The organism is Polymorphospora sp. A560 (assembly GCF_045781765.1).
GTDB classification, from domain to species: Bacteria; Actinomycetota; Actinomycetes; order Mycobacteriales; family Micromonosporaceae; genus Polymorphospora; species Polymorphospora lycopeni.
On sequence record NZ_CP122282.1, the window covers coordinates 7,534,976 to 7,560,493 of the forward strand.

A 25,518-nucleotide genomic window follows, 5' to 3' on the forward strand; every position below is an offset into this window, starting at 1 on the left:
CAGCGCGACCGAGCCAACCGCGACCGCAGCGGGCGGGTGACGATCCGTAGACTGTCCAGGTGCCGATCGACCGCGATGCGAACAAAACCGCTGGCGTCAGCCCTCCGGGGCGCGCCGGCGTCGTCGGCTCGCCCGTCCGCGTGAGTGCCAGTTCCTCCGCGCTCGCCGGCTCCGGGGCGACCGGCGACCCGTTGCGCGCCAACCTGGCGCTGATGGCACCGGGCACCGCGCTGCGCGACGGGCTGGAGCGGATCCTGCGTGGCCGCACCGGGGCGCTGATCGTGCTCGGCTACGACAAGGTCGTGGAGGGGCTGTGCACCGGCGGCTTCCCACTCGACGTCGAGTTCTCCGCGACCCGGGTACGTGAGCTGTGCAAGATGGACGGCGCGGTGGTGCTCTCCAGCGACGGCACCCGGATCGTACGGGCCGCCGTCCACCTGATGCCCGACCCGACCATCCCCACCGAGGAGTCCGGCACGCGGCACCGCAGCGCGGAGCGGGTCGCCCGGCAGACCGGCTATCCCGTGATCTCGGTGAGCCAGTCGATGCGGATCATCAGCCTCTACGTCAACGGGCAGCGTCACGTGCTCGACGACTCGGCCGCCATCCTGTCGCGCGCCAACCAGGCGCTGGCCACCCTCGAACGCTACAAACTGCGGCTCGACGAGGTCTCCGGCACCCTGTCCGCGCTGGAGATCGAAGACCTGGTGACCGTACGTGACGCGGTGGCCGTCGTGCAGCGGTTGGAGATGGTGCGCCGGATCGCCGACGAGATCGCCGGCTACGTCGTCGAACTGGGCACCGACGGGCGGCTGCTGGCGCTGCAACTCGACGAGCTGATGGCCGGCGTCGACTCCGACCGCACCCTGGTGATCCGCGACTACCTGCCGGTCGGGCGCAAGGCCCGGACCCTGGACGAGGCGCTGGTCGAACTCGACCTGCTGACCGCGACCGAGCTGATCGACCTGGTGGCGGTGGCGAAGGCGATCGGCTACCCGGGTGCGTCCGACGCCCTCGACGCGGCGGTGAGCCCGCGCGGCTTCCGGCTGCTGGCGAAGGTGCCCCGGCTGCCCGGCACGGTCGTCGACCGGCTGGTCAACCACTTCGGCAGCCTGCAGCGGCTGCTCGGCGCGACGGTCGAGGACCTCCAGGCGGTCGACGGGGTCGGCGACGCGCGGGCCCGGGGCGTACGGGAGGGACTTTCCCGGCTCGCCGAGGCATCCATCCTGGAGCGGTACGTCTGACCTGGCCGGTCACTTGCCGTGACAGGTCCGACCTGGCCGGTCAGTTGGTGACGGTGAACTTCACCGGCTCGCTGAGCTTCTGGTCCAGTCGCCCGATGATCTGGTATTCGCCGGGCTTGGGGGGATCGCCACCGGCCAGGTTGCCGTTGCACGTGCTGGTGGTCTTGCCGTTCCAGCCGACCCGGAACTCCATCTCGTGGTTCGGGATGAACGACTGGACGTCGTTGCCGCGGGCGGCGCCACACGTGTCCGACGACCACACCTTCTCGGCGCCCTGCTTGATGTAGATCTCCTGCATGTCGGCACCGACGTCCCGCGTGCACGTACGGCTGGAAATGTTCTTGATCTTCAGCCGGATGTCGATGGTGACGCCCGGCTGGGCGGAGGCCCGCGCCGGCACCGGGATCACCGACATCTCCGCGTCGGTGCAGGTGTCGCCCGTCGGCGGGTTCTGCGGTGCGGGGTTCTGCGGCACCTGCTCCGAAGGAGCGGCCGAAGTTGGGGCGGCGGTGGGCGGCGGAAGGACGGGCGTTTCGCCGGTCGGCGGCGCGCCGGTCTCCGGCGTCAGCAGCGTCGCCGTCGCCTCGGGGGTCGGCGTGGGCTCGTTGCCGACCGGTGAGGTGTTCGGATCGTCACCGCCGCTGCACGAGTAGAGCAGCACGATCACCGGCAGCAGGATGGCGACGAGCACGATGGCCCGTCGCCGCCAGTAGACGGCGGACGGCAGTGGGCCGACCGTCAATCGCATGATGCCCTCACCGTATCGGGATGGGATGTGGTGGCTCGGACGACGCGCCGGAGGGGACCCACGCACACCTCTGCCGCCCACGGCACCGTCAGAGATAGACCTTCCGTTGGTAGATCGCGTGGGCGCCAGCGACGCGGTCGAGGAACAGCAGACCGGCACAATGGTCGATCTCGTGTTGCAGCGCGCGCGCTTCGAAACCGTCCGTCGCCAAGCGTACCGGTTGTCCGGTTCCGGGCAGCACGCCCTCGACCGTGACCCGGCTGGCCCGTTTCACGTCACCGGTAAGGTCCGGCACCGACATGCAGCCCTCACGACCGAGCCGCCACCGGCTGGCCTCGACCAGCTTGGCATTGCACAGCACGAACGTGCCGTGCAAGGTGACCGACTTCGGGTGGCCGGTCACGTCGACCGCGAACATCTGCGCGGCGACCCCGACCTGCGGGGCGGCCAGACCGACGCAACCGGGCGCCGACCGCATCGTCGCGACCAGGTCGGCGGCCAACCGGACGACCTCGTCGGACAGCGGGTCGACCTCCGGCCCACCGCCGCTGAGCACCTGCGCCGGCGCCGTCACGACCGGAAGTATCCGGCCCGGCCCACCCAGCGCGTCGAGGGTCCACCCACCCAGCGCCCCCGTCACAGCAGATCGGATCCCGCCGGGCGCAGGGTGACCCCGACCTCCAGCGCGGTCGCCACCTCGGTCAGCCGCGCGGACACCTCGGCCGCGCTCCCCGCCGGCAGTTCGACCTCGGCGACCAGCACGTAGAGCGGGCCGGCCAGCCGGGTGGTCAGGTCGGTGACGTTGCCGCCCGCCTCGGCCAGCACCCGGGTCACCGCGGCGACGATGCCGAGCCGGTCGGCGCCGTGCACGCTGACGACGTACGGCTCACCGGCCGGGGTCTGCGGGCCGTCCGGCCGGACCTCGCGTACGGTCGACACGAGCTGGCCGTCCGCGCTCAGCGGGGCCAGCGCGGCCTCGACCTCGGCCACCCCCGGCCCGGAACAGACCAGGGTCATCGCGAAGTGGCCACGGAGCCTGGTCATGGTCGAATCCGTCAGGTTGGCGCCGAGGCCCGCGAGAAGTTCGGCCACGTCGGCAACGATGCCCGGCCGGTCCGGGCCGATCACGGTGATCGCGAGCTCGCTCATCCGGGCAGTCTGCCTGATCGGGGCCGTCCGATGTCGCCGCCGTCGACGCGCCGCCCACGTTACGGGACGGGCGGCGGCCGACTGGGTGCCGCCCGCCCTGGGCTCGTCCGGCCGGCGTGCGAGGATCGGCGGCGAGATGGCGGAGAAGGAACTGGCTGCGACGGCGATGCGGTGGTTCGACGAGAACGCGCGCGACCTGCCGTGGCGCGAACCGGATGTCGGCGCCTGGGCGATCCTGGTCAGCGAGGTCATGCTCCAGCAGACCCCGGTCGTACGGGTGCTGCCGGCGTGGCGGGCCTGGCTGGCCCGGTGGCCGGTGCCGGCCGCACTGGCGGCGGACCCGCCGGCCGAGGCGATCCGGATGTGGGGACGGCTCGGCTATCCCCGCCGCGCGTTGCGGCTGCGCGAGTGCGCCGTGGCGATCGTCGAGCGGCACGGCGGGCAGGTGCCGACCCAGCTCGACGAACTGCTCGCCCTGCCCGGTGTGGGCACGTACACGGCGCGGGCGGTGGCCGCCTTCGCGTACGGGCAGCGGCATCCGGTCGTCGACACCAACGTACGGCGGCTGGTGGCCCGGGCGGTCGCCGGGGAACCCGACGCCGGTCCGGCGACCCGGCCGGCGGATCTCGTCGCGACCGCCGAACTGTTGCCGGTGGAGCCGGCCCGGGCGGCGCGGGCGAGTGCCGCGTTCATGGAACTGGGGGCGCTGGTGTGCGTGGCCCGGGCACCCCGGTGCGTCGACTGCCCGCTGGCTTCGATGTGCGCGTGGCGGGCGTCGGGGCGTACGGCCCCGGTGGGGCCGACCCGCCGCCCGCAGCGGTACGCCGGCACGGACCGCCAAGTACGCGGGATGCTGCTGGCGGTGTTGCGGGAGACGACGGGGCCGGTGCACCGGGACCGCCTCGACCTGGTGTGGGACGACGACGCGCAGCGCGCCCGGGCGCTGGCCGGTCTGGTCGACGACGGTCTGGTCGAGCCGGTCGGCGAGGCGTACGTCCTCGCCGGCGACCGTCACCTCGCCGATCGCCGCATTCCCGGGCCTCGGCCGGCGGCCGGTCCGGAAGCCGGTGTCGATCCGGTCTGAGACACGGAAAAGCCGGGCCGGAGTGGGAACTCCGACCCGGCTTCTCTGCCGTTGTTACTCGGTCGTCTCGGCCGTCTTGGTCAGGTTGGCCGGAACGGCGTCCGGGACCTCGACCGGCTTGTCGGCGCCGCGGAACACGAGCTTGGACTTGTCGATGTCCTCCGGGTCGCCTTCGCAGTCGATGACGACGATCTGGCCCGGCTTCAACTCGTTGAACAGGATCCGCTCGGACAGGTTGTCCTCGATGTCACGCTGGATCGTCCGACGCAACGGACGCGCACCCAACACAGGGTCGAACCCCTTCTTCGCCAGATACCGCTTGGCGTCGTCGGTCAACTCCATACTCATGTCCTTGTTCCGCAACTGCGTCTCGATCCGACCGATCATGATGTCCACAATCGAAAGGATCTCCGTCTGCCGCAACTGATGGAACACGATCGTGTCATCGATCCGGTTCAGGAACTCCGGCCGGAAATGCTGCTTCAACTCATCGTTGACCTTCGTCTTCATCCGCTCGTAGTTCGACTCCGAGTCCTCAGAAGCCTGGAAACCAAGAGACACAGCCTTCGCCACATCCCGCGTACCCAGGTTCGTCGTCAGGATGATCACCGTGTTCTTGAAGTCCACGATCCGACCCTGACCATCAGTCAACCGACCGTCCTCCAGGATCTGCAACAACGTGTTGAACACATCCGGATGAGCCTTCTCGATCTCATCGAACAACACCACCGAGAACGGCCGACGACGGACCTTCTCCGTCAACTGCCCACCCTCGTCGTAGCCGACGTAACCAGGAGGCGCACCCACCAGCCGCGACACCGTGTACCGGTCATGGAACTCACTCATGTCCAACTGGATGAGCGCGTCCTCACTACCGAACAGGAACTCCGCCAAAGCCTTCGACAGCTCCGTCTTACCAACCCCGGACGGGCCGGCGAAGATGAACGAACCCGACGGACGCTTCGGATCCTTCAACCCGGCACGGGTACGACGGATCGCCTTGGAGACCGCCCTGACCGCGTCCTCCTGACCGATGACCCGCTTGTGCAGCTCGGCCTCCATACGCAGCAGCCGCGAAGTCTCCTCCTCGGTCAGCTTGTACACCGGAATACCCGTCCAGTTCGCCAGGACCTCGGCGATCTGCTCGTCGTCGACCTCGGACACCACGTCCAGGTCCCCGGCCTTCCACTCCTTCTCCCGCTGCGCCTTCTGACCCAGCAGCTGCTTCTCCTTGTCCCGCAACTGCGCCGCCCGCTCGAAATCCTGCGCGTCGATCGCGGACTCCTTGTCCCGACGCACCTGCGCGATCCGCTCGTCGAAGTCCCGCAGGTCCGGCGGCGCCGTCATCCGACGGATCCGCATCCGCGCACCCGCCTCGTCGATCAGGTCGATCGCCTTGTCCGGCAGGAACCGGTCCGAGATATACCGGTCCGCCAGCGTCGCCGCCGCGACCAACGCCGCGTCGGTGATCGTCACCCGGTGATGCGCCTCGTAACGATCCCGCAAACCCTTCAGGATCTCGATCGTGTGCGCCAGCGACGGCTCACCCACCTGGATCGGCTGGAACCGCCGCTCCAACGCCGCGTCCTTCTCCACATACTTGCGGTACTCGTCCAGCGTCGTCGCACCGATCGTCTGCAACTCACCACGAGCCAACATCGGCTTCAGAATCGACGCCGCGTCGATCGCACCCTCCGCGGCACCCGCACCCACCAACGTGTGAATCTCGTCGATGAACAGGATGATGTCACCACGGGTACGGATCTCCTTGAGCACCTTCTTCAAGCGCTCCTCGAAATCACCCCGATACCGCGAACCCGCGACCAGAGCACCCAGATCAAGCGTGTAAAGCTGCTTGTCCTTCAGCGTCTCCGGCACCTCACCCTTGATGATCTTCTGGGACAAACCCTCGACCACCGCGGTCTTGCCGACGCCGGGCTCACCGATCAGCACCGGGTTGTTCTTGGTGCGGCGGGACAGCACCTGCATGACCCGCTCGATTTCCTTCTCGCGCTCGATGACCGGGTCGAGCTTGCCCTCACGGGCCGCCTGGGTCAGGTTACGACCGAACTGGTCCAGCACGAGGCTCGTCGACGGGGCGGCCTCGCCGGTGGTGGCGCCGGCCGCGGCGGGCTCCTTGCCGCCCTGGTAGCCGGACAGGAGCTGGATCACCTGCTGGCGGACCCGGTTGAGGTCGGCGCCGAGCTTGACCAGCACCTGGGCGGCCACGCCCTCGCCCTCACGGATCAGCCCGAGCAGGATGTGCTCCGTACCGATGTAGTTGTGCCCGAGCTGCAACGCCTCACGCAGCGACAGCTCCAGGACCTTCTTCGCCCGCGGCGTGAACGGGATGTGCCCGCTCGGCGCCTGCTGGCCTTGGCCGATGATCTCCTCGACCTGCTGGCGAACGCCCTCCAGGGAGATACCGAGACTCTCCAGGGCCTTCGCAGCCACGCCCTCACCCTCGTGGATGAGGCCGAGCAGGATGTGCTCCGTGCCGATGTAGTTGTGGTTGAGCATCCGGGCTTCTTCCTGAGCCAGGACGACAACCCGTCGCGCTCGGTCGGTGAACCGCTCGAACATGCCCTCGTGCTCCTCACGTGCCGTGCGCCAGTGGTCGTGGCGGGGCCAGCGCCCGGAACGTCCAGGCGGACGCCCGTGGCATTACTCTATCGTCGCGAGCCGACTCTGCTGTGGTCGTGCGTGCCGGACCGGGTCGGGTACGCGATGATTTATCCAACTCTGCACGCTCACCGGGTGTTCCCGGGGGCCGTGCTGTACGCGCAGAGCGAAATTGGCACCTCGCGGAGCGACGGGAAACCTCGGCCGACGTTCTCCACAGGATGTGGACAACGTCTTCCACCGACTGTGGAGAACTTCCGGCATACCTCTCAAGCAGGCACAAAACACGCCCGGGTCCGAGGTGTGACACCTCGGACCCGGGCGAAGGACCGGAGAACCCGCGGCCGGCTCAGCGCCCGGCCTTCTGGTGGTACTCGTCCACGATCTCCTGGGGAATCCGCCCCCGGTCGGAGATCTCCTTGCCTTCCTTCTTGGCCCAGGACCGGATCGCCTTGTTCTGCTCCCGGTCGGCGGCCGCCCCGCCCCGGCCACGGGCGGCCCGCCCGCCGACCACGACTCCGCCCCGTCCGATCTTCGAGCCGGCGGTGACGTACGGGGCGAAAAGATCCCGCAATTTACCGGCGTTCTTGTTGGAGAGGTCGATCTCGTACTGAACGCCGTCGAGCGAGAACTTGACGGTCTCGTCCGCGTCGCCGCCGTCCAGGTCATCGACCAGCTTGTGAATGATGTGCTTCGCCACGTGCCACAATCCTTTCGCGCAGGTTCACCCGCAAACAAGAGAACAATAGCCCGATAGGCGCACGGCACGTCAATAGGACACGGAAACTGTGTCGAATCTACTGGGCCCGGGTGAGCGGGAAGAGGATGGTTTCCCGAATTCCCAAGCCGGTCAGCGCCATCAGGAGCCGGTCGATTCCGAATCCCATGCCCCCGGACGGCGGCATTCCGTACTCGATCGCACGCAGGAAGTCCTCGTCGAGCGGCATGGCCTCGCTGTCGCCACGGGCCGCCAGCCGGGCCTGGGCGATCAGCCGTTCCCGCTGCACGACCGGGTCCACCAGCTCCGAGTAGGCCGTACCGAGCTCGAAGCCGAGCACGTAGGCGTCCCACTTCTCGGTCAGGCCCGGCTCGCTGCGATGTGCCCGGGTCAGTGGGCTGGTCTCCTCCGGATAGTCGCGCACGAAAGTGGGCTCACGCAGCCCCGGCACGACCAACTCCTCGAACAGCTCCTCGGCGAGCTTGCCCGGCCCCCACTTCGGGTCGACCGCGAGATCGTGCTTCTCCGCGTAACGGACCAGGTGCGCCATGTCGGTGCGGACCGTGACCTCTTCGCCGAGCGCTTCGGAAAGCGATCCGTAGAGCGTGATCGACCGCCACTCACCGCCGAGGTCGAACTCCTGCCCATCGGCGTGGGTGACTACGTGCGAACCGCTGGCGGCCATAGCCGCCTCTTGGACGAGTTCCCGCAGGAGGACGGCCATCGTGTCGTAGTCGCCGTAGGCCTCGTAAACCTCGAGCATCGCGAACTCCGGCGAGTGGGACGAGTCCACGCCCTCATTGCGGAAGTTGCGGTTGATCTCGAAGACCCGCTCGATCCCGCCCACCACGGAGCGCTTCAGAAACAACTCCGGAGCGATTCGGAGATACAGATCGGTGTCCAGCGCATTGCTGTGCGTCACGAATGGCCGAGCCGCGGCGCCGCCATGGACCAACTGAAGCATCGGGGTCTCGACTTCAATGAAGTCCCGCCGGTGCAACGAATCCCGCAGGCTGCGCACGACCGCGGACCGGGTGCGGACGGTCTGCCGCGCCTGGGGGCGGACGACGAGGTCGACGTAACGCTGCCGGACCCGGGCCTCCTCGCTCAGCGGCTTGTGCGCGACCGGGAGCGGGCGGAGCGCCTTCGCGGTGACCGCCCACGAGTCGGCGAGCACCGACAGTTCGCCGCGCCGGCTGGTGATGACCTCGCCGGTGACCCCGACGTGGTCGCCGAGGTCGATCAGCCGCTTCCAGTCCTCCAACCGGTCGGCACCGACCCGGTCGAGGGAGAACATCGCCTGCAACTCCGTGCCGTCACCCTCACGCAACGTGGCGAACGCCAGCTTCCCGGTGTTGCGGATGAAGATGACCCGCCCGGCCACGGACACCTTGTCGCCGGTGGCCGTGTCGGTCGGCAGATCGGCGTAACGTGCCCGGATCTCCGCCAGTGTCGCGGTCCGCGCGAACCCCACCGGGTACGGCTCGATCCCCTCGGCCAGCATCCGGTCCCGCTTGGCCCGGCGGACCCGCATCTGCTCCGGAAGGTCGTCGTCGGGCTCGACGGGGGCGGGGTTCTGCTCGGTCACGAAAGGCGTCCTCGGGTAGTCCTGGGCATGGTTTCGGCCCCGAGCGTACTCAAGGCGTCCGGCGGCGGTTACCGGGTTATGGCCGGCAGAGCGGGTCACACGTTGCGTTCGAAGACCATCCGCAGCCCGATGAGAGTGATCATGGGTTCGTGGTGGGTGATCGTGCGGCATTCGTCGATCACCACCGGGGCGAGCCCACCGGTCGCGATCACCGCGCGCAACTCCCCCAACTCCTCGGCCATCCGCTCGACGATCCGGTCGACCTGGCCGGCGAACCCGAAGTACATCCCGGCCTGGAGGCACTCGACGGTGTTCTTGCCGATCACGGAACGGGGACTGGTCGGCTCGACCTTGCGCAACTGGGCGGCCCGGGCCGCGAGGGCGTCCAGCGAGATCTCGATGCCCGGTGCGAACGCCCCGCCGAGGAACTCCCCCCGCGCGCTGATCACGTCGAAGTTGGTGGTCGTGCCGAAGTCGACCACGATCGACGGTCCGCCGAAGAGGGCGTGTGCCGCGAGGGTGTTGACCACCCGGTCCGCGCCCACCTCCTTGGGGTTGTCGATCGCCAACTGCACGCCGGTGCGGATCCCCGGCTCGACCACCACACTCGGGATCCCGCCGTAGTAGCGGGCCAGCATCGTCCGCAGCGAGCGCAGCGCGGCCGGCACCGTCGAGCAGGCCGCGACGCCGGTGATCTCGACCGCGTCGCCGGCCAGCAGGCCCCGGAACATCAGGCCCAGCTCGTCGGCGGTCGACCTGGCATCGGTCTTGATCCGCCAGGAGTGCACGAGCTTGTCACCGTCGAAGGTGGCCAGGACGGTGTTGGTGTTACCGATGTCGATGCAGAGCAGCATGGTCAGCTCCGGAGCCGCAGATCGAGGGCGATGTCCAAGATAGGTGACGAGTGGGTGAGCGCCCCCACCGACAGGTAGTCGACGCCGGTGGCGGCGTACTCCGGTGCCACGTCGAGGGTCAGCCCGCCGGTGGCCTCCAGCTCGGCCCGGTCGCCGACCGCTGCCACCACCTCGCGCAGCAGCATCGGGGTCATGTTGTCGCAGAGCAGGAAGTCCGCCCCGGCGTCGACCGCCTCGACCGCCTCGTCGACCGTGGTCACCTCCACCTGCACCGGCACCCGCGGGAACATCTCCCGGACCCGCCGGTAGGCCGCGGTGATCCCGCCGGCGGCGAGCTTGTGGTTGTCCTTGATCATCGCGACGTCGTACAGGCCCATGCGCTTGTTGGTGCCGCCACCGGCGCGCACGGCGTACTTCTCCAGCACCCGCAGGCCCGGGGTGGTCTTGCGGGTGTCGAGCACCATCGCCTTGCTGCCGTCGAGGGCGTCGGCCCAGGCCCGGGTGTGGGTCGCCACCCCGGACATCCGGCTGAGCAGGTTGAGCGCGGTCCGCTCGGCGGTCAGCAGCGAACGGGTCGGCCCGGACACCGTCGCCAGTACGTCCCCACGCGCCACCCGGGTCCCGTCGGACACCTGGGGTGACACCTGCACCGTGCTGCTGGTCGCCAGGTCGAACACCGCCGTCGCCACGGCCAGCCCGGCGACCACCCCGCCGGCCCGGGCCACCACGTCGGCGGTGTCGAACTGGTCGTCCGGGATCGTCGCGACACTGGTGACGTCGAGTCCCTCCGGGCCCAGGTCCTCTTCGAGGGCGGTCCGGACGATCCGCTCGACGAGCACCGGGTCGAGCCCGTCGGCCCGCAACGCCTCGACGGTGGACGGTTTCAGCACGATGCCTCCCAGGTGTGTCCGACGGCGCCGTCGGGTCCGATCGACGCGACCAGGTGGCCCAGCCACTCGTCGCTGGCGGCGACATGGTCGTCGCGCCAGTGGCAGCCCCGGGTCTCGCGACGCCGGTAGGCCGCACCGACCAGCACGGACGCGATGGTGAGCAGGTTGGTCGCCTCCCAGCTCGCCGTACGCGGCGTGCTCCGGCCGGCGCCGAGCCGGACCAGGTCGGCCGCGGTGCCGGCGAGGGTGTCGGCGGACCGCAGCACGCCCGCGCCACGGGTCATGGCCCGCTGCAACGGAAGCCGGATCTGCGGGTCGACCACCCAGCCGGCTTCCCGCTCGGCCGGATCGGCCGGCACCGGATCGGCCTGCGCCGGCAGGTCGCGCCGGATGTCCTCGGCGATCCGCCGGGAGAAGACCAGCCCTTCCAGCAGCGAGTTGCTGGCCAGCCGGTTGGCGCCGTGTACGCCGGTGCAGGCGACCTCGCCGCAGGCGTACAGCCCCGGGATCGAGGTACGGCCGTACAGGTCGGTCCGGACCCCGCCGGAGGCGTAGTGCGCGGCCGGTGCGACCGGGATCAGGTCGGTGACCGGGTCCACCCCGGCGGCCCGGCACGAGGCGAGGATCGTCGGGAACCGGTGCTCCAGGAACTCGCGGCCGAGGTGCCGGGCGTCGAGGAAGACATGGTCGGTGCCGTCGGCCAGCATGACCCGGTGGATGCCCTTGGCCACCACGTCGCGAGGTGCCAGCTCGGCCAGTTCGTGCCGGCCGACCATGAACCGCCGGCCGGCCGCGTCGACCAGGTGGGCGCCCTCGCCCCGCAGCGCCTCGGAAACCAGCGGCTGCTGTGCCCGAGGCGCCCCGCCGGCATCGGTGATCACCAGCGAGGTCGGGTGGAACTGGACGAACTCCACATCGGTCACTGCCGCGCCGGCCCGCAGGGCGAGCGCGACACCGTCACCGGTCGACACCACGGGATTGGTGGTGGCCGCGAAGACCTGGCCCAGTCCCCCGGTCGCCAGCACCACCGCCCGGGCGAGAATCGCGCCGACGCCGTCCTCGCTACCCTCGCCGAGGACGTGCAGGGTGATGCCGCAGGCCCGCCCGTCCGCCGCCCGCAGCAGGTCGAGGACGAGGGCGTGCTCGACCAGCCGGATCCACGGGTCACGACCGACCGCGGCGTGCAGCGCCCGCTGGACCTCCGCCCCGGTCGCGTCACCCCCGGCGTGCACGATCCGGTTGGCGCGGTGACCGCCCTCGCGGGTCAGCATCAGCGAGCCGTCGGGATGCCGGTCGAACTCCGCGCCCATCCGGATCAGCTCGCGGACCCGGCTCGGTCCCTCCTCGACCAGCACCCGCACCGCGGCCGGGTCGCACAGGCCGACGCCGGCGATCTCGGTGTCGGAGGCGTGCGCGGCCGGCGAGTCCAACGGGTCGAGTACGGCGGCGATGCCGCCCTGCGCCCACCGCGTAGAGCCGTCGTCGATGTTGACCTTGGTTACGACCGTGACGTGCAGCCCCGCCTCGCGCAGGTGCAGCGCTGCGGTCAGGCCGGCGATCCCCGACCCGACGACCACCACGTCGGTGTTCTCCACCCAGCCCGGGGCCGGTGCCGCCAGAGCACGGGGCAGTGCGGGCAGACCAGGTGTCGGCACGTCCATCCGGACAGTCAACCGCGCCCCGCTCGGCGGGCGGCGGGCGGGGGCCACCGGAGTGGCCCCCGCCGCCCCGGACGGGTCACTGGTACTGGATCGGCAGCCCGTTGTTGCCGGTGCCCTTCAGCGACCGGGTGAACTTCTTGTCGGCCATCCACAGGTAGCAGCGCACGCCACGGTTGCCCGCCTGCCACTCGGACTGGCCGTTGGGCAGCGCGATCACGCCGGTGCGGTAGCGCAGGTTGTTGTCCAGCGGTACGCCGACGTACCGCCCGACCAGCGTGCGGCACTCCGAGTAGAACTTGTTCCAGTCGGTGTCCTTGCTGGGGTAGTTGCCGTCCGGTGCGGTCCAGACCCCGACGAACTCGCTGTTGTGCTCCTTGGTGCACTCGACCGGGTCCATCGTGTCGACCCGCTCGCTGCTGTTCAGCTTGACCGCGTAGCAGCCGAGGTTCAGCGGCGAGGTGCTCTTCAGCGCGTCACGCAGGCTCGCCGTGCGGCTCACCGTCTCACTGTCGCCGTCGTTCTCGACCGTCGACTCCTCGGTCAGGTCGCACCGGAACCAGCGCGCCCCGCCGCTCCACGCCTGCGGCGACGGCACCGCCACGCCGAGCCAGAGCCGGCCGGTCCGCCAGTCGGCGCCGACGAACTCCTTCGCCTTGGCGTCGCACTCGGTGTAGGCCGGCTTGATGTCCGTCGAGGAGACGGTTGGCGGGTTCTTCGCGTCGGCGGCCGCGCCGGTCAGGGTCCCGACGAAGATCGTCTCGACCCGGTGCGAGGCCGAGCAGTCGACCGGGTTGTACGACGACAGGTAGGCGGTCTCGGCGAAGTCGGCGCTGTGGCAGACGTCGGCCGCGGGCGTGAACGTCTTCGGCTCCGGGAACGCCGCCCAACCGTTGACCAGGTCGCCGTCGACCCCGGCCGGATTGCCGCACCCCGTCAGCAGCAGCGTGGCTGTGCCGGCGACAGCGACAGCGGTCAACCAACGGCGCATCGCGACCCTCCCCAAGGCGTACGCGGCTCGGATCGCCGAGCATACGTCAGTCCTCTGAACGGGACATCCCGGCAACCGCTCAGACGGCCGCCGCGACCTGGTCCCCCCGGACCGGGTCGCCGACCATCCCGGGCGCGGTGCCCGCCGGGTCGGCACCCAACTCGATGATCCGGTTGGCGGCGTCCACGTGCACGATCCGCGGCCGGTAGGAGCGGGCCGTCGCGTCGTCGAGTTGGGCGTACGAGATCAGGATCACCAGGTCACCGGGCTGCACCAGCCGCGCCGCGGCGCCGTTGATGCCGATCACCCCGGTGCCGCGCGGCCCCGGGATCGTGTACGTCTCCAGCCGGGCCCCGTTGGTGATGTCGACGATCGTGACCTGCTCGCCGGGGAGCAGGTCGGCGGCGTCCAGCAGATCCTCGTCGACGGTCACCGAGCCGACGTAGTGCAGGTCGGCCTGGGTGACGGTGGCTCGGTGGATCTTGGACTTGAGCATGGTGCGGTACATCGGGACGACTCCTCGACTCGACAGGGTTCAGTGGGTGGCCGGCGGGGCCAGCTCGATCGCCGCGTTGTCGATCAGCCGGGTCTGGCCGACCCAGGCCGCCACCAGCAGCCGGGCCGGGCCGGTGACCGGGGCGGACCCCAGGTCCGGATCGGTCAGCACGAGATAGTCCAGCTTCGGGGCGTCGTCACCGACGGCCGTACCCGGCTCGAAGGCGGTCCGGGCGGCGGACAGCGCGGCGGCACCACCCAGCCCGTCCGCCGCGGCGGCCGCCCCGGCGCGCAGCGCCGCCGACAGCCGCACCGCCGCCCGACGCTGCGGACCGGACAGGTAGCGGTTACGGCTCGACAGCGCCAGCCCGTCCGGCTCCCGCACGGTCGGCACGCCGACGATCTCCACCCCGAGGTCGAGGTCGCGCGCCATCCGGCGGACCAGGGTGAGCTGCTGATAGTCCTTCTCGCCGAAGAACGCGAAGTCGGGCCGGGTCAACTGGATCAGCTTGAGCACGACGGTGAGCACGCCGTTGAAGAACCCCGGCCGGCTCTGCCCCTCCAACTGCCCGCCGAGCGCGCCCGGGTCGACGCGGACCATCGGCTCGCCGCCCGGATAGATCTCGTCGCGGGTCGGGGCGAACACCACGGCCACCCCCGCCGCCCGGCAGATCTCCAGATCCACCTCCAGGGTGCGGGGATAGCGGTCGAAGTCCTCGTTCGGCCCGAACTGCAGCGGGTTGACGAAGATGGTCACCAGCACGTGGTCGGCCCGCTCGGCGGCGGCCCGCAGCAGGGTCTCGTGCCCGGCGTGCAGCGCGCCCATCGTCATCACCACGGCCACGCTGCCCGGCAGCGCCGCCCGGGCCGCGGCCAGCGCCTGCCGGTCCGATACGACGACGGTCACGCGTCCACCTCCTGACGCTGGTCGGCGAGTACGCCGAGCAGCGGTTCCGCGTCGGCCGGCCGCAGCCGTCCGGCCGCGATCGCCCGGTCCGCCGTACGGCGGGCGAGCGCGAGGTAACCCGGCACCGAGTCGGGTGCCGAGACGGCCAGCGTGGCCAGGTGCCGGGCGACCGTGCCGGCGTCGCCCCTCGACACCGGACCGGTCAGGGCCGCGTCGCCGAGCCGCAGCGTGTTGTCGAGCGACGCCCGCAGCAGTGGTCCGAGCACCTTCTCCGGCCGGGCCACCCCGGCGTCCCGCAGCCGGTCCAGCGCCTCGTTGACGAGCGTGACCAGGTGGTTCGCCCCGTGCACGAGCGCCGCGTGGTAGAGGGCGCGGTCGGCCTCGGCCACCCACTCCGGCGTACCACCGAGGTCGGCGACCAGCCGGGCGGCGAACGGTCGCAGGGCGTCGGGCGTGGTCACGCCGTACGAGATCCCGGGCAGGTTCGCCAGGTCGGCGGCGGTGCCGGTGAAGGTCATGGCCGGGTGCAGCGCGAGTGGGTGGGCACCGGCGGCGGTGGCCGGCGCCAGGACGTCGAGCCCGTGTGCCCCGGACGTGTGGGCGACGACCTGACCGGAACGCAGTACGCCGGTGTCGGCGAGCCCGGCGACGACGGCCCCGATGCGGTCGTCCGGTACGGCGACGATCAGCAGGTCGGTGGCGGCGCGGGCGACCCCGTCGGCGGGCAGGTTGGCGGTGTCCGGCAGGAGTTGGCCGATGCGTGCCCGGGTGGCGGCGGAGACCCCGGACGCGGCGACGATTCGGTGGCCCGCGCGGGCGAGGGCGGCTCCGAGCACCGCGCCGACACGGCCGGCACCGACGATGCCGATGGTCAGTGGGCGGGTGGTCACGGTGGTTGGCCGGCCCGTACGGCCCGACCCGGCCCCGGCGGGTCCGCCGGTGTCGGCACGGCGGGTGGAAGCGGTCGGCCGCGGGCGCGATGGTGCGCTCATAGCGATGATCCAGTCCTCGAAAATGTGGTACCGGTCGATCGCAAGTATGCGTCGTTGTTACAGACCGGGGACAAGCATGTGTGAAAACCTTCACCGCCCTGGCGGGTGCCCCGACGCGGCAACGCCGGTCGATCGACCGGTGCACCTTTTATCCGATTACCTGGGCGCCGGGCGGGTACCGACCGTCGCCCACCGCTAGGGTGGCCCGGTCATCGACGGAAGGTGTGGAAGTGCCCTCGATCCGCTGGCGGGAGGCCATGTCCGCGGCCCTGTACGGCCCGGACGGATTCTTCGTGACCGGACCGGGACCGGCCGGCCACTTCCGCACCAGCGTCCACGCGTCGCCCGCCTTCACCGGCGCCGTACTGCGCCTGCTCGACCGGACCGACCGGGTCCTGGGCCGGCCGGACCCGTTGCACGTGGTCGACGTCGGGGCCGGTCGGGGTGAACTCCTCACCGCCCTCGCCGGCCTCGCCCCCGCCGGGCTTCGCGAGCGGCTCCGGCTGACCGCGGTCGAACTCGCCCCCCGCCCGGCCGACCTGCCCGCCATGATCGGGTGGCGGGACCGGCTCCCGGACCGGGTGACCGGCCTGCTGCTGGCGACCGAGTGGCTCGACAACGTACCGCTCGACGTCGCCGACCGCGGGACCGCCTCGCCGCCCCGTTACGTCCTGGTCGACCCCGAAACCGGCGTGGAATCGACCGGTACGCCGCTCGACCCCGCCGACGCCGGGTGGCTGACCTCCTGGTGGCCCGGCGCCGGGCCGGCGGAGATCGGATTGTCCCGGGATCTGGCCTGGGCGGAAGCGGTCGGCACGCTCGACCGCGGGCTGGCCCTCGCCGTCGACTACGGGCACGTACGGGCCGACCGGCCGGCGACCGGCACCCTCACCGGTTTCCGCCACGGCCGCCAGGTGCTCCCCGTACCCGACGGCTCGTGCGACGTCACCGCGCACGTCGCCGTCGACTCCGTCGCCGCGGCCGGCGCGGCGGTGGCCGGTCTGCCGTACCAGCTGCTCGCCCAGCGGACCGCGCTGCGCGCGCTCGGGGTCGACGGCGGCCGGCCGCCGCTGACCCTGGCCTCGACCGACCCGACGGGGTACGTCCGCGCCCTCGCCGCCGCCTCCGCCGCCGCCGAACTGCTGGCGCCGACCGGACTCGGGGGACACTGGTGGCTGCTCCAGCCGGTCGGCATCGACCCGATCGTCCTCGATTGACCGGCCCGGGCGGTCCCGTCCCACCGCGTCGCCATGGCACGATGACGGGCATGACCACCGGTGCGCTACGCGAGGTGACCGTCGGCACCGGCGCCGGCCTGGACACCGCCGACATGGTGCTCAACATCGGCCCGCAGCATCCGTCGACGCACGGGGTGCTGCGGCTCAAACTCGTCGTCGACGGCGAGCGGGTGGTCTCCTGCGAGCCGGTCGTCGGCTACATGCACCGGGGCGCCGAGAAGCTGTTCGAGGTACGCGACTACCGCCAGATCATGGTCCTCGCCAACCGGCACGACTGGCTGTCGGCGTTCTCCAGCGAACTCGGCGTGGCGCTCGCCGTCGAGCGGCTGATGGGGATCGAGGTGCCGGAGCGGGCCGTGTGGCTGCGCACCGCGCTCGCCGAACTCAACCGGGTGCTCAACCACCTGATGTTCCTCGGCTCCTACCCGCTGGAGATCGGCGCGCTCACCCCGATGTTCTACGCCTTCCGGGAGCGGGAGACCCTCCAGGCGGTGCTGGAAGAGGTCTCCGGCGGCCGGATGCACTACATGTTCAACCGGGTCGGCGGCCTGAAGGAAGAGGTCCCGGCCGGCTGGACCCAGCGTGCCCGCGCGGCGATCGGGCAGGTCCGCGGCCGGCTGCCCGACCTCGACAACCTGATCCGACGCAACGAGATCTTCCTCGCCCGCACCGTCGGGGTCGGTGTGCTCACCGCCGCGCAGGCGGCCGCCTACGGCGCGTCCGGGCCGGTCGCCCGGGCCAGCGGGCTCGACTTCGACCTGCGTCGCGACGATCCCTACCTGGCGTACGGGTCGCTGACCGTCCCGGTCGTCACCCGCGACACCGGCGACTGTCACGCCCGGTTCGAGGTCCTGCTCGACCAGGTGTACGTCTCCCTCGACCTCGCGGAACGCTGCCTCGAGGAGGTCGACCGGATCACCGGCCCGGTCAACGTCCGGCTGCCCAAGGTGGTGAAGGCCCCGGAGGGACACACGTACGCCTGGACCGAGAACCCGCTCGGCGTCAACGGCTACTACCTGGTGTCGCGGGGCGAGAAGACGCCGTGGCGGCTGAAGTTGCGCACCGCGTCGTACGCCAACGTGCAGGCCCTGTCCGCGCTGCTGCCCGGCTGCCTGATTCCCGACCTGGTGGCGATCCTCGGGTCGATGTTCTTCGTCGTCGGCGACGTCGACAAGTAGCCGTCAGCGCCAGCGGTCGTCGGTATGCCGGCTGACGTCGTACCCGGACGACAGTTCCTCATCGTCGTCCCGGCGGCGGCGCCCGCGCCGCGACGGCTGCTCGCCACGGCGCCCGGCTCCGGCTTCCCTGTCCGGCTCCCGGTCCCGCCAGCCCGGCCCGTCGGGTTCGCGGTCCCGCCAGCCCGGCTCCTGCTCGGCCCGCCCCCGGTCTGCCCGGCCCGGATCACGGCCCGGCGCGGCCCGGGACCCGACCGGCCACTCGTCGTCCGGTTCGGCCCGGCGGCGCCCCCCGGTTCGCGGCTCCTCCCGCCGTACGGTCGCCCACCGGTCCTCGACGTGCAGTTGCGCGCCGGACCCGTCGGCGTGGGCGGCCGCCCGCCGTTCACCGACCCGTAGTTCGCTGCCGTGCTCGTCGCTGCGCAGGCTGGCCCACCGGTTCGCGGAGCGGTGGGCGTACCCGGTCGGGGCCGCCTCCACGGCGCGCGGCTCCGAATCCCAGCGGTCCGGGGCGGGCGGTCCGGGATCCGGCGGTTCGGGAACCTCGGGCCGGTAGGGACGGCCGTGCAGGCCACCGGACCGCTCCTGGCCGTAGTCCGGACCGTCCTCGTCGACGATCGTGTGCCGGGTCGTGACATGGACGGTTTCGGTGTGCCGGACCACCCCCCGCGACATCGGGGCGCTGCCGGGAACCGACGCCCGCCCACCGGCCGGGGGCGGGGCCGCGCCGACGGCCGGCGGCGCACCGACGGCCGCGGTGCCGGCGTACGGCGACGCGGCGACGCCCTGGTGCGCGCCGCCGCGGCCGGGGGCGGCCGGCGCGGGTTCGGCCCACCCCGGACCGGACCGCATCGCCTCGAGCTGTCCGCGCAGGGACTGCACCTCGTCGTGGAGGCGCTGGAGCTGCTCACCGGAGACGCGGTGCGCGCCGCGCGCGGCGGTCGAGATGTCGGTGCGCAACTCCTCACGCAGGACGTCGATCTCGTCGAGCAGCCGGTCCTCCAGACCGGCGCGACCGACGCCGACGTCCCGGCCGAGGGTCACCGAGAGCCCGATCAGCACCGTGCCGAGGACGGCGAGCACGGCCGCGATCCGCAACACACCCTCGCCCCGGGCCAGCAGGATCAGCAGCGCCGCGAGCGGCGCGAGCCCGACCCCGACCCAGAACAGAGTGGGCAGCAGGGGCCGTACGGCCAACTTCAGGGGTGCCTCCTCGGCGGGCATGGCTGTGCAGCCTACCGACCGAACCTTCGACGTGGAACCGGAGCGGCCACGGCACCGGCGCCGACCGCCCGGACCGGTGGCCCCCGGTCGGGGCCGGGCACGGAACGGGCCGGCGTCCGCCCGGACGCCGGCCCGTTCACCACGGTACGGGTCAGCCGGCGAGCGCGCCGTCCGACGAGAAGACCAGCCCGACACTCACGGTGCCGCTGGTCAACGCCGACTTCGTCTGCGGTCCGCCGGCGTCGAGCGAGCTGAACGAACCGGCCCGGAAGTCGTAGACCTCGATCAGACCGGCCTGGCACTTCGGCCGCTGCGGGCACTCCGGCGGGCCGGCCAGCACCGTCGCCGAACCCGAGCACTTGCTGGCCAGGTCGGACAGCGTGGTGACGCCGTACTGGTCGGCGAACTCCTTGGTCACGGCGAAGGCGTTCTGGTTCTGCGCCTGCGACGGCTTGCCGAACGTGATGCCGACCGGCTCGCCGACGGTCTTCAGCCCGGTCACGGTCTGGTCGAGGTCGGGCGACGAGACGGCCGGCGCGTTCGCGCCGTTGACCTTGCCGTTGAGGAAGTCGGCCATGGTGGCGGCGTATTCCGGGACGACCTGGATCTCGCCCTTCTCCAGCGCCGGCTCGTAGAGTTCCCGGTTGCCGATCTGCTGCACGGTGACGTCGTAGCCGGCCGCCGTGAGCACGATGCGGTACAGCTCACCGAGGGTCTGGTTCTCACTGAAGTTGGCGGCACCGACGGTGATGGCGCCGCCCGGGCCGGCGGTGACACCGGTCGTGAGGTTGTTGGCGGTCGCGAACTCCTCGGCCGCCACCTTGGGCGTCTTGCGGTCGACGTCGACCGCCTTGTTGAGCGCGATGAGCTTGGTGGTGTCGAGCGCGTCGGAGACCTTGTCGAGCGCCGCGATCAGCTCGGGGGTCGCCGCCTCGGCGTTGACCGCCGGGATGATGTTGTCGGTGTTCTGCAGCTTCTTGTCGTCTTCGAGGACGACGAGTTGGGTGCCGGCGACCGGGGCGCACCCGGCCCCCGAGGCACCGGTGTCGGGGGCCTCGGTGCCGGAGGAACCGGCATCGCCGCAACCGGCGAGGAAGCCCGCGGCGGCGAGCATTCCCACCGCACCCAACGCCAACCGTGAACCTGCGCGCATCAGCCCGCCTTCCGTGTCCCGGCGCGACCACGATGGCCGGCCGCGTGTCCGACGGGCGGATTCGTCGATGTCGCCGCCCGTTACTTTTCACCCAACCCAATGAGCGTCGGGTGCGACAACTCGAGGGCGATGTTGTCATCAGATCGTCACGTGGCGTTGAGGAGTTACGTGTGGTGACCGGTTCTGCCTGTCCGGTCAGGCCTTGCCGACCGGTGCCGCCTGCCGCCGCGCCGCCCGTCCCCGGGTACGCCGCAACGGCCGCGGCGTCACCGCCCGCTCGACGACGGCGAGCACCCCCTCGACCAGTACGGCGAGCACCGCGACGAGCAGACCGCCGGCGAGGATCTGCCCACCGCCGACCGACATGCCCAGCCCGAACCCGGCACTGATGATCTGCCCGAGCCCGCCCCCGTTGACGAACGAGGCGAGCGCGGCCGTGGCGATCACCTGCACCGCGGCGGTACGGAACCCGGCGGCCAGGTAGGGCACCGCGAGCGGCAGCTCGACCCGGCGCAGCACCTGCCCACCGGACAGTCCCATCCCGCGGGCCGCCTCCCGGGTCTCTGGGTCGACCTGGCGCACGCCGGTGTAGGCGTTGGCGAGCAGCGGCGGGATCGCGAAGACCGCCAGCGCGATGATCACGGGCGGCTTGCCGAAGCCCAGGAAGGTCAGCGGCAGGATGGTCAGCAGGGCGATCGTCGGGATCGACAGGGTCAGGTTGGAGATGAGCACCACGGCGCCGCCGCCCCGGCCGGTGTGCCCCAGCCAGAGCCCGACCGGCCAGGCGATCAGGCAGCCGAGCGCGACCGCCGCCGCCGAGATGTAGAGGTGCTCGCCGAGCCGGTCCAGGACCCCGCCGGGATTGGTCCAGTTGAGCGGGTCGTTGAGCCAGACGATCGCCTGCTCGATCGGGTTCATCGCACGCTCCCGCGGGCCCACGGGGTGAGCAGCCGGCCGATCCCGGCCAGCAGCAGGTCGAGCACGAGGGCGAGGCCCACGCACAGGATGGTGCCGGTCAGGATCTCCGCCTTGTAGAAGTTGTTGCGGAACCCGCCCAGGATCAGGTCGCCGAGGCCGCCGAACCCGATCAGGGAACCGACGGTGACCAGCGCCACGGTCGAGACGGTCGCGAGCCGTACGCCGGTGATGATGCCCGGCAGCGCGAGCGGCAGGTCGATCCGCAGCAGTCGCCCGAGCCTGCCGTAGCCCATTCCGAGCGCGGCGTCCCGGGCCTCCTCCGGCACCTGGTTGAGTCCGGCCAGGGTGTTGCGCACCATCAACAGCAGGGCGTACAGCACGAGGGCGATCAGCACCGAGGCCGGATTGGTCGTGCCGACATACGGGGCGACGAAGGCGAGCAGCGCCAGCGAGGGAATCGTGTAGAGGACGCCGGACAGTGCGAGAATCGGCCCGGTGAGGGGCCGGAACCAGTACGCGACCACCGCCAGCGGCAGTGCCACCACCGCCGCGATGACGACCGCCTGCGCGGTCAGGGTCGCGTGCTCGCGCAGTGCGGCGAGGATGGTCTCCGAGTTGTCCCGAACGTACCGCCAGGAGAACCAGGGATTGCCCGGGCCCTCGTAGGCGAATCGCTCGCCGGCCAGCACGGTGAGGCTGGACAATCCGCGGAAGGACATACGTGGACGTTACCCCGGAGGCGGGCTCCGCCGCGCCCGCAGCGACCGTGCCGTCCGGCGCCGCGCCGATCGCGCTCGACCGGATCCGCAAGCAGTATCCCGATGGGACGGTGGCGGTCTCGGAGCTGAGCCTGGAGGTCGAGGCGGGCGAACTGATGGTCCTCATCGGCCCGTCCGGCTGCGGCAAGTCGACCGTCCTGCGAATGATCAACCGGCTGATCGAGCCGTCCGGCGGCCGGATCCTGCTCGGTGGTGAGGACGTGACCAGCGCCGACCCGGTGACCCTGCGCCGCCGGATCGGATACGTCATCCAGAACGTCGGGCTCTTCCCGCACCAGACGATCCGCACCAACGTCGGTACCGTGCCGCGGCTGCTCGGCTGGCCGAAGGACCGGATCCGCAAGCGGGCCGACGAACTCCTCGAACTGGTCGGCCTCGACCCGGGCAAGTTCGCCCGGCGCTACCCGCACGAACTCTCCGGCGGGCAGCGACAGCGGGTCGGCGTGGCGCGTGCCCTGGCCGCCGACCCGGTCGTGCTGCTGATGGACGAACCGTTCTCGGCCGTGGACCCGATCGTGCGTACCCGGTTGCAGGAGGAGTTCCTGCGCCTCCAGGCCGAGGTACGCAAGACGATCGTCCTGGTCACCCACGACCTCGACGAGGCGGTCCGGCTCGGCGACCGGATCGCGGTGCTGTCCCAGGGCGGCCGGCTGGAGCAGTACGCCTCACCGGCGAAGCTGCTCGGCGAACCGGCCTCGGCCTTCGTACGCGAGTTCGTCGGCACCGACCGGGGTATCCGCCGGCTGGCCGTCACCCCGGTGTCCCGGGACGTGCTCGACCCGCTATCCACTGTGGATGACATCGACGAACTGCCCACGGTGGAACTCGGTTCGTCGCTCTACGACGCGCTCGCCAGGATGCTGACCACGAACGCCGACCACTGCCGGGTCGTCGAGGGGGCGGAGCCGGTCGGCCTGCTGAGCCGGCATCGCATCCTCAGCATCGACTACCCGGCCGACCCCGCACGGTAGCGCCGGGGAGTGCGCGGCCGGACCCGGGGGACAAGCCCGGCCGCGCACCGGGGGTGGTGCCGAATCAGGTCTGCGGTAGCCGCCGAGACCCGCGACGCCGACGGCCCGTTGGTGTACGACCGCTGGCGGGGCTCGCACCGGCGTCGGACCGCCCAGGCGCCCCGGAGCAGTCCGATAACGACCCCTGCAAGCCATGTGCCCGGTATTTCCCACAGGTCCATCGGCGAAACCGACTGTCCGGAAACCGGCGGCCTTGTCCGACCCACCAGTCGGCTCGGGTCAGTGCTTGAGCAGGTAGTCGATGAAGGCGGCGCGCAGCAACGGCTCCGACTCGGCGTAGCCGTGCCCGGTGAACTCACGCCACAGCGCGACCGCGTCGTCGATCGTCGGCCCCACCGAGTTCGGCGAACCGTCCAGCTCCGCGGCGTCGTCGGCGTGCGGAAGGTGCCGCAGGACCGACCAGAAGAAGGCCACGTCCCGGTTGTCCCGCGCCACGGCGAAGGCCCGCTCGCGCAGTTCCTCGGTGGGCAGGGCGTCCAGCTCGGCGAACTCGGGGCCGGACCCGCCGCCGGACGACTCGGTCATGCCCCGCACCCGCTTCGCTCGCTCATGGGCCGAGCGTAACCGTTGATCGTCCCGCCGGCACGGCCGGTGCCCGGGAGTCGGCGCCCCCGAACACGCCGGATCAGCGGTCCTCCGAACCCCAGCGGCCGCTGCCCCACGAGTCCAGCCGCCGGTCGGCGGGCTGCGGCGGCAACCCGCTCGACCACGAGTCCGGATCCTGCGACCGCAGCTCCGACCAGCCCGAGGTACGGGTGATCGCCGGCTCGTTCAGCCAGTCCTCGTCACGTACGGTGGCCGACCTCGGCCGCCCGAACGTCTCGACCAGCCGGCTGACCACCAACCCGGCCACGATCGTCGCGGCGGCCACCGCGTACAGCGAGATGTCCCAACCACGTTCCGCCGCGTACGTGATGAACAGCGTGACGAGCACGACGGTCAGCAGGCTGCCGAAGATCCCGCCGCGCCGGCCGAACACGCTGGTCCCGCCCAGCAGGGTGGCGCCCAGCGCCAGCCCGGTCCACTCCAGTCCCGGGGTCGGCACGACCGGGCCGGTCGTGCCGCCGGCGAGGAGGACCCCGGCCACCACGGCGAACAGCATCGACGAGACGAGCACCGCCGCGGCGAGCGCACCCGCCAGTGCTCCCCGGCGGCGCGCCGGGTCGGCGACCGGCCGGAACCGCCCGACCGTCCGGCGGATCGCCCTGATGCTGCCGAGCAGGCCACCGAGCAGGGCGAGGGCGGCGAACCCGCCGAAGAAGTACAGTGCCTGCCCGGTCGGGTCGTACGTGCTCTGCACCGTCACGGGCGCCGACCGCTGCCCGATGAAGACCATGACCGCGAGCGCGGCACCGAGCGTGGCGGCCCACGCGGGTACGTGGAACCCGACGACCACGACGGCGATCACCGCGCCGAGGGCGGCGGCGGCGAGCGCGGCGACCGCGACCGTGTCAAGGACCCCCCGGTCGCTCTGCTCCGCGAAGTGCAGCGCCGCGGCGATCGCGACCGGTCCCAGGGCGAGGTTCGGCGTGCCGGCGCGCAGGGTCAGGCCGGTGGCGAGGGTGAGCAGGCCGAGCGCGGCCGCGAAGACCAGCAGCGAGTCGAGCGCGTCGACGCGTACGGCGTCGGGGTTCTCCCGGTACAGCAGGAACGCCACGGCCAGCACGCCGAGCAGCAGAACGATCTCCCACGCCACGTGGATCGCCATCCGGTCGCGGCCGGGCTCGCCGTGCGCCGGGTCGTCGAAGACGTCCTCGAGAACGGCCGGCGGCACGGTGCGCTGCGTCGCGGTCGTGCCCGGATCGGCCGTACGGCGCTCGCCGGCCCCGTCCGGGCCGGTGCTGGAGCCGGTGGCCGCGGTCGTGGCGACGCCGGCGGGGCTGGTCGCGGCCGGGCCGCCAGGGGCGCGGCGCCCCGGAAGCGGATCGGGGTCGGAGTCGCGTCCGGGGTCGAGGGCCGAGTCGTTCCGCGAGCCGAACAGCGGATCGGTGCCCGCCGGGTCACGTCGGGGCAACCTCGACTCGTCGTACGACATCTCACGGGCCTCCTGTGGTCATTCA

Annotated in this window: 24 protein-coding genes; 5 read left to right on the forward strand and 19 right to left on the reverse strand. The window is 71.4% G+C overall.

Annotated elements, in window-relative coordinates:
• The first annotated feature begins 59 nt into the window (after positions 1-59).
• Positions 60-1,244 (forward strand): DNA integrity scanning diadenylate cyclase DisA, encoded by a 1,185-nt coding sequence (gene disA / locus QCD66_RS33960; RefSeq protein ID WP_357535353.1) that lies wholly within the window; start codon positions 60-62, stop codon positions 1,242-1,244.
• 40 nt (positions 1,245-1,284) lie between these two features.
• On the opposite strand, the gene QCD66_RS33965 is transcribed toward disA, so the two are convergent.
• The 3 genes from QCD66_RS33965 to QCD66_RS33975 all read right to left on the reverse strand — a co-directional run bounded on the left by QCD66_RS33965 (position 1,285) and on the right by QCD66_RS33975 (position 3,141).
• On the reverse strand, positions 1,285-1,992 hold the full coding sequence (locus QCD66_RS33965) for a hypothetical protein (protein ID WP_375735589.1): 708 nt from the start codon (positions 1,990-1,992) through the stop codon (positions 1,285-1,287).
• Positions 1,993-2,080: 88 nt separating this feature from the next.
• Entirely contained in the window at positions 2,081-2,644 is a 564-nt protein-coding gene (locus tag QCD66_RS33970; RefSeq protein WP_357535666.1) for a peptide deformylase, read from the reverse strand.
• A complete protein-coding gene (locus QCD66_RS33975) occupies positions 2,629-3,141 on the reverse strand; it encodes an ACT domain-containing protein (RefSeq protein ID WP_364211039.1) in 513 nt (170 codons plus the stop codon). The genes QCD66_RS33970 and QCD66_RS33975 overlap by 16 nt, the downstream gene beginning before the upstream one ends.
• A 136-nt stretch (positions 3,142-3,277) precedes the next feature.
• Between QCD66_RS33975 and QCD66_RS33980 the strand changes: the two genes are divergently transcribed.
• Positions 3,278-4,225 carry an A/G-specific adenine glycosylase gene (locus QCD66_RS33980; protein WP_375735588.1) on the forward strand — a complete coding sequence of 316 codons (948 nt, stop codon included), beginning with the start codon at positions 3,278-3,280 and terminating at the stop codon, positions 4,223-4,225.
• 54 nt (positions 4,226-4,279) lie between these two features.
• On the opposite strand, the gene QCD66_RS33985 is transcribed toward QCD66_RS33980, so the two are convergent.
• The 10 genes from QCD66_RS33985 to QCD66_RS34030 form a co-directional block, all read right to left on the reverse strand.
• Positions 4,280-6,808, reverse strand: a complete 2,529-nt coding sequence (locus QCD66_RS33985) for an ATP-dependent Clp protease ATP-binding subunit (RefSeq protein WP_407566924.1) — start codon at positions 6,806-6,808, stop codon at positions 4,280-4,282.
• Positions 6,809-7,196: 388 nt separating this feature from the next.
• Positions 7,197-7,547, reverse strand: coding sequence for an Lsr2 family protein (locus tag QCD66_RS33990; RefSeq protein WP_357535343.1), 351 nt, complete (start codon positions 7,545-7,547; stop codon positions 7,197-7,199).
• A 97-nt stretch (positions 7,548-7,644) separates the two neighbouring features.
• Positions 7,645-9,153 carry a lysine--tRNA ligase gene (gene lysS / locus QCD66_RS33995; protein WP_407566925.1) on the reverse strand — a complete coding sequence of 503 codons (1,509 nt, stop codon included), beginning with the start codon at positions 9,151-9,153 and terminating at the stop codon, positions 7,645-7,647.
• Positions 9,154-9,248: 95 nt separating this feature from the next.
• Positions 9,249-10,007 carry a type III pantothenate kinase gene (locus QCD66_RS34000; protein WP_212825796.1) on the reverse strand — a complete coding sequence of 253 codons (759 nt, stop codon included), beginning with the start codon at positions 10,005-10,007 and terminating at the stop codon, positions 9,249-9,251.
• A gap of 2 nt (positions 10,008-10,009) precedes the next feature.
• Positions 10,010-10,894: a carboxylating nicotinate-nucleotide diphosphorylase gene (gene nadC, locus QCD66_RS34005; RefSeq protein ID WP_364221162.1), complete on the reverse strand. Its 885-nt coding sequence runs from the start codon at positions 10,892-10,894 to the stop codon at positions 10,010-10,012.
• Entirely contained in the window at positions 10,891-12,558 is a 1,668-nt protein-coding gene (locus QCD66_RS34010; protein WP_375736795.1) for an L-aspartate oxidase, read from the reverse strand. Before QCD66_RS34010 ends, nadC begins: the two co-directional genes overlap by 4 nt.
• 76 nt (positions 12,559-12,634) lie before the next feature.
• Positions 12,635-13,534, reverse strand: a complete 900-nt coding sequence (locus QCD66_RS34015) for a septum formation family protein (protein WP_364220992.1) — start codon at positions 13,532-13,534, stop codon at positions 12,635-12,637.
• A 91-nt stretch (positions 13,535-13,625) separates the two neighbouring features.
• Positions 13,626-14,054 (reverse strand): aspartate 1-decarboxylase, encoded by a 429-nt coding sequence (panD, locus tag QCD66_RS34020; protein ID WP_364220995.1) that lies wholly within the window; start codon positions 14,052-14,054, stop codon positions 13,626-13,628.
• Between the two features lie 27 nt (positions 14,055-14,081).
• Complete coding sequence (gene panC, locus QCD66_RS34025; protein ID WP_375736794.1) at positions 14,082-14,948, reverse strand: pantoate--beta-alanine ligase; 867 nt, start codon at positions 14,946-14,948, stop codon at positions 14,082-14,084.
• Positions 14,945-15,940, reverse strand: coding sequence for a DUF2520 domain-containing protein (locus tag QCD66_RS34030; protein WP_375736793.1), 996 nt, complete (start codon positions 15,938-15,940; stop codon positions 14,945-14,947). Before QCD66_RS34030 ends, panC begins: the two co-directional genes overlap by 4 nt.
• Before the next feature lie 257 nt (positions 15,941-16,197).
• Here QCD66_RS34030 and QCD66_RS34035 point away from each other — a divergent pair, with 257 nt between their 5' ends.
• Positions 16,198-17,157, forward strand: a complete 960-nt coding sequence (locus tag QCD66_RS34035) for an SAM-dependent methyltransferase (RefSeq protein ID WP_375736797.1) — start codon at positions 16,198-16,200, stop codon at positions 17,155-17,157.
• Positions 17,158-17,198: 41 nt separating this feature from the next.
• Positions 17,199-18,356, forward strand: coding sequence for an NADH-quinone oxidoreductase subunit D (locus tag QCD66_RS34040; protein ID WP_375736792.1), 1,158 nt, complete (start codon positions 17,199-17,201; stop codon positions 18,354-18,356).
• Positions 18,357-18,359: 3 nt separating this feature from the next.
• On the opposite strand, the gene QCD66_RS34045 is transcribed toward QCD66_RS34040, so the two are convergent.
• From QCD66_RS34045 to QCD66_RS34060, 4 genes are all read right to left on the reverse strand, one after another.
• Positions 18,360-19,577, reverse strand: a complete 1,218-nt coding sequence (locus tag QCD66_RS34045; protein WP_407566926.1) for a hypothetical protein — start codon at positions 19,575-19,577, stop codon at positions 18,360-18,362.
• Between the two features lie 151 nt (positions 19,578-19,728).
• Complete coding sequence (locus QCD66_RS34050; RefSeq protein ID WP_357535330.1) at positions 19,729-20,730, reverse strand: glycine betaine ABC transporter substrate-binding protein; 1,002 nt, start codon at positions 20,728-20,730, stop codon at positions 19,729-19,731.
• A 195-nt stretch (positions 20,731-20,925) separates the two neighbouring features.
• Positions 20,926-21,648: an ABC transporter permease gene (locus tag QCD66_RS34055; protein WP_357535328.1), complete on the reverse strand. Its 723-nt coding sequence runs from the start codon at positions 21,646-21,648 to the stop codon at positions 20,926-20,928.
• Positions 21,645-22,367: an ABC transporter permease subunit gene (locus QCD66_RS34060; RefSeq protein ID WP_357535326.1), complete on the reverse strand. Its 723-nt coding sequence runs from the start codon at positions 22,365-22,367 to the stop codon at positions 21,645-21,647. Before QCD66_RS34060 ends, QCD66_RS34055 begins: the two co-directional genes overlap by 4 nt.
• A 2-nt stretch (positions 22,368-22,369) precedes the next feature.
• Between QCD66_RS34060 and QCD66_RS34065 the strand changes: the two genes are divergently transcribed.
• On the forward strand, positions 22,370-23,398 hold the full coding sequence (locus QCD66_RS34065; protein WP_375735836.1) for an ABC transporter ATP-binding protein: 1,029 nt from the start codon (positions 22,370-22,372) through the stop codon (positions 23,396-23,398).
• 279 nt (positions 23,399-23,677) lie between these two features.
• On the opposite strand, the gene QCD66_RS34070 is transcribed toward QCD66_RS34065, so the two are convergent.
• Together QCD66_RS34070 and QCD66_RS34075 are read right to left on the reverse strand one after the other, a co-directional pair.
• Positions 23,678-23,983, reverse strand: a complete 306-nt coding sequence (locus QCD66_RS34070) for a hypothetical protein (RefSeq protein WP_364221015.1) — start codon at positions 23,981-23,983, stop codon at positions 23,678-23,680.
• Positions 23,984-24,083: 100 nt separating this feature from the next.
• Positions 24,084-25,493, reverse strand: a complete 1,410-nt coding sequence (locus tag QCD66_RS34075; RefSeq protein WP_375735835.1) for an ABC transporter permease — start codon at positions 25,491-25,493, stop codon at positions 24,084-24,086.
• Positions 25,494-25,518 lie beyond the last annotated feature (25 nt).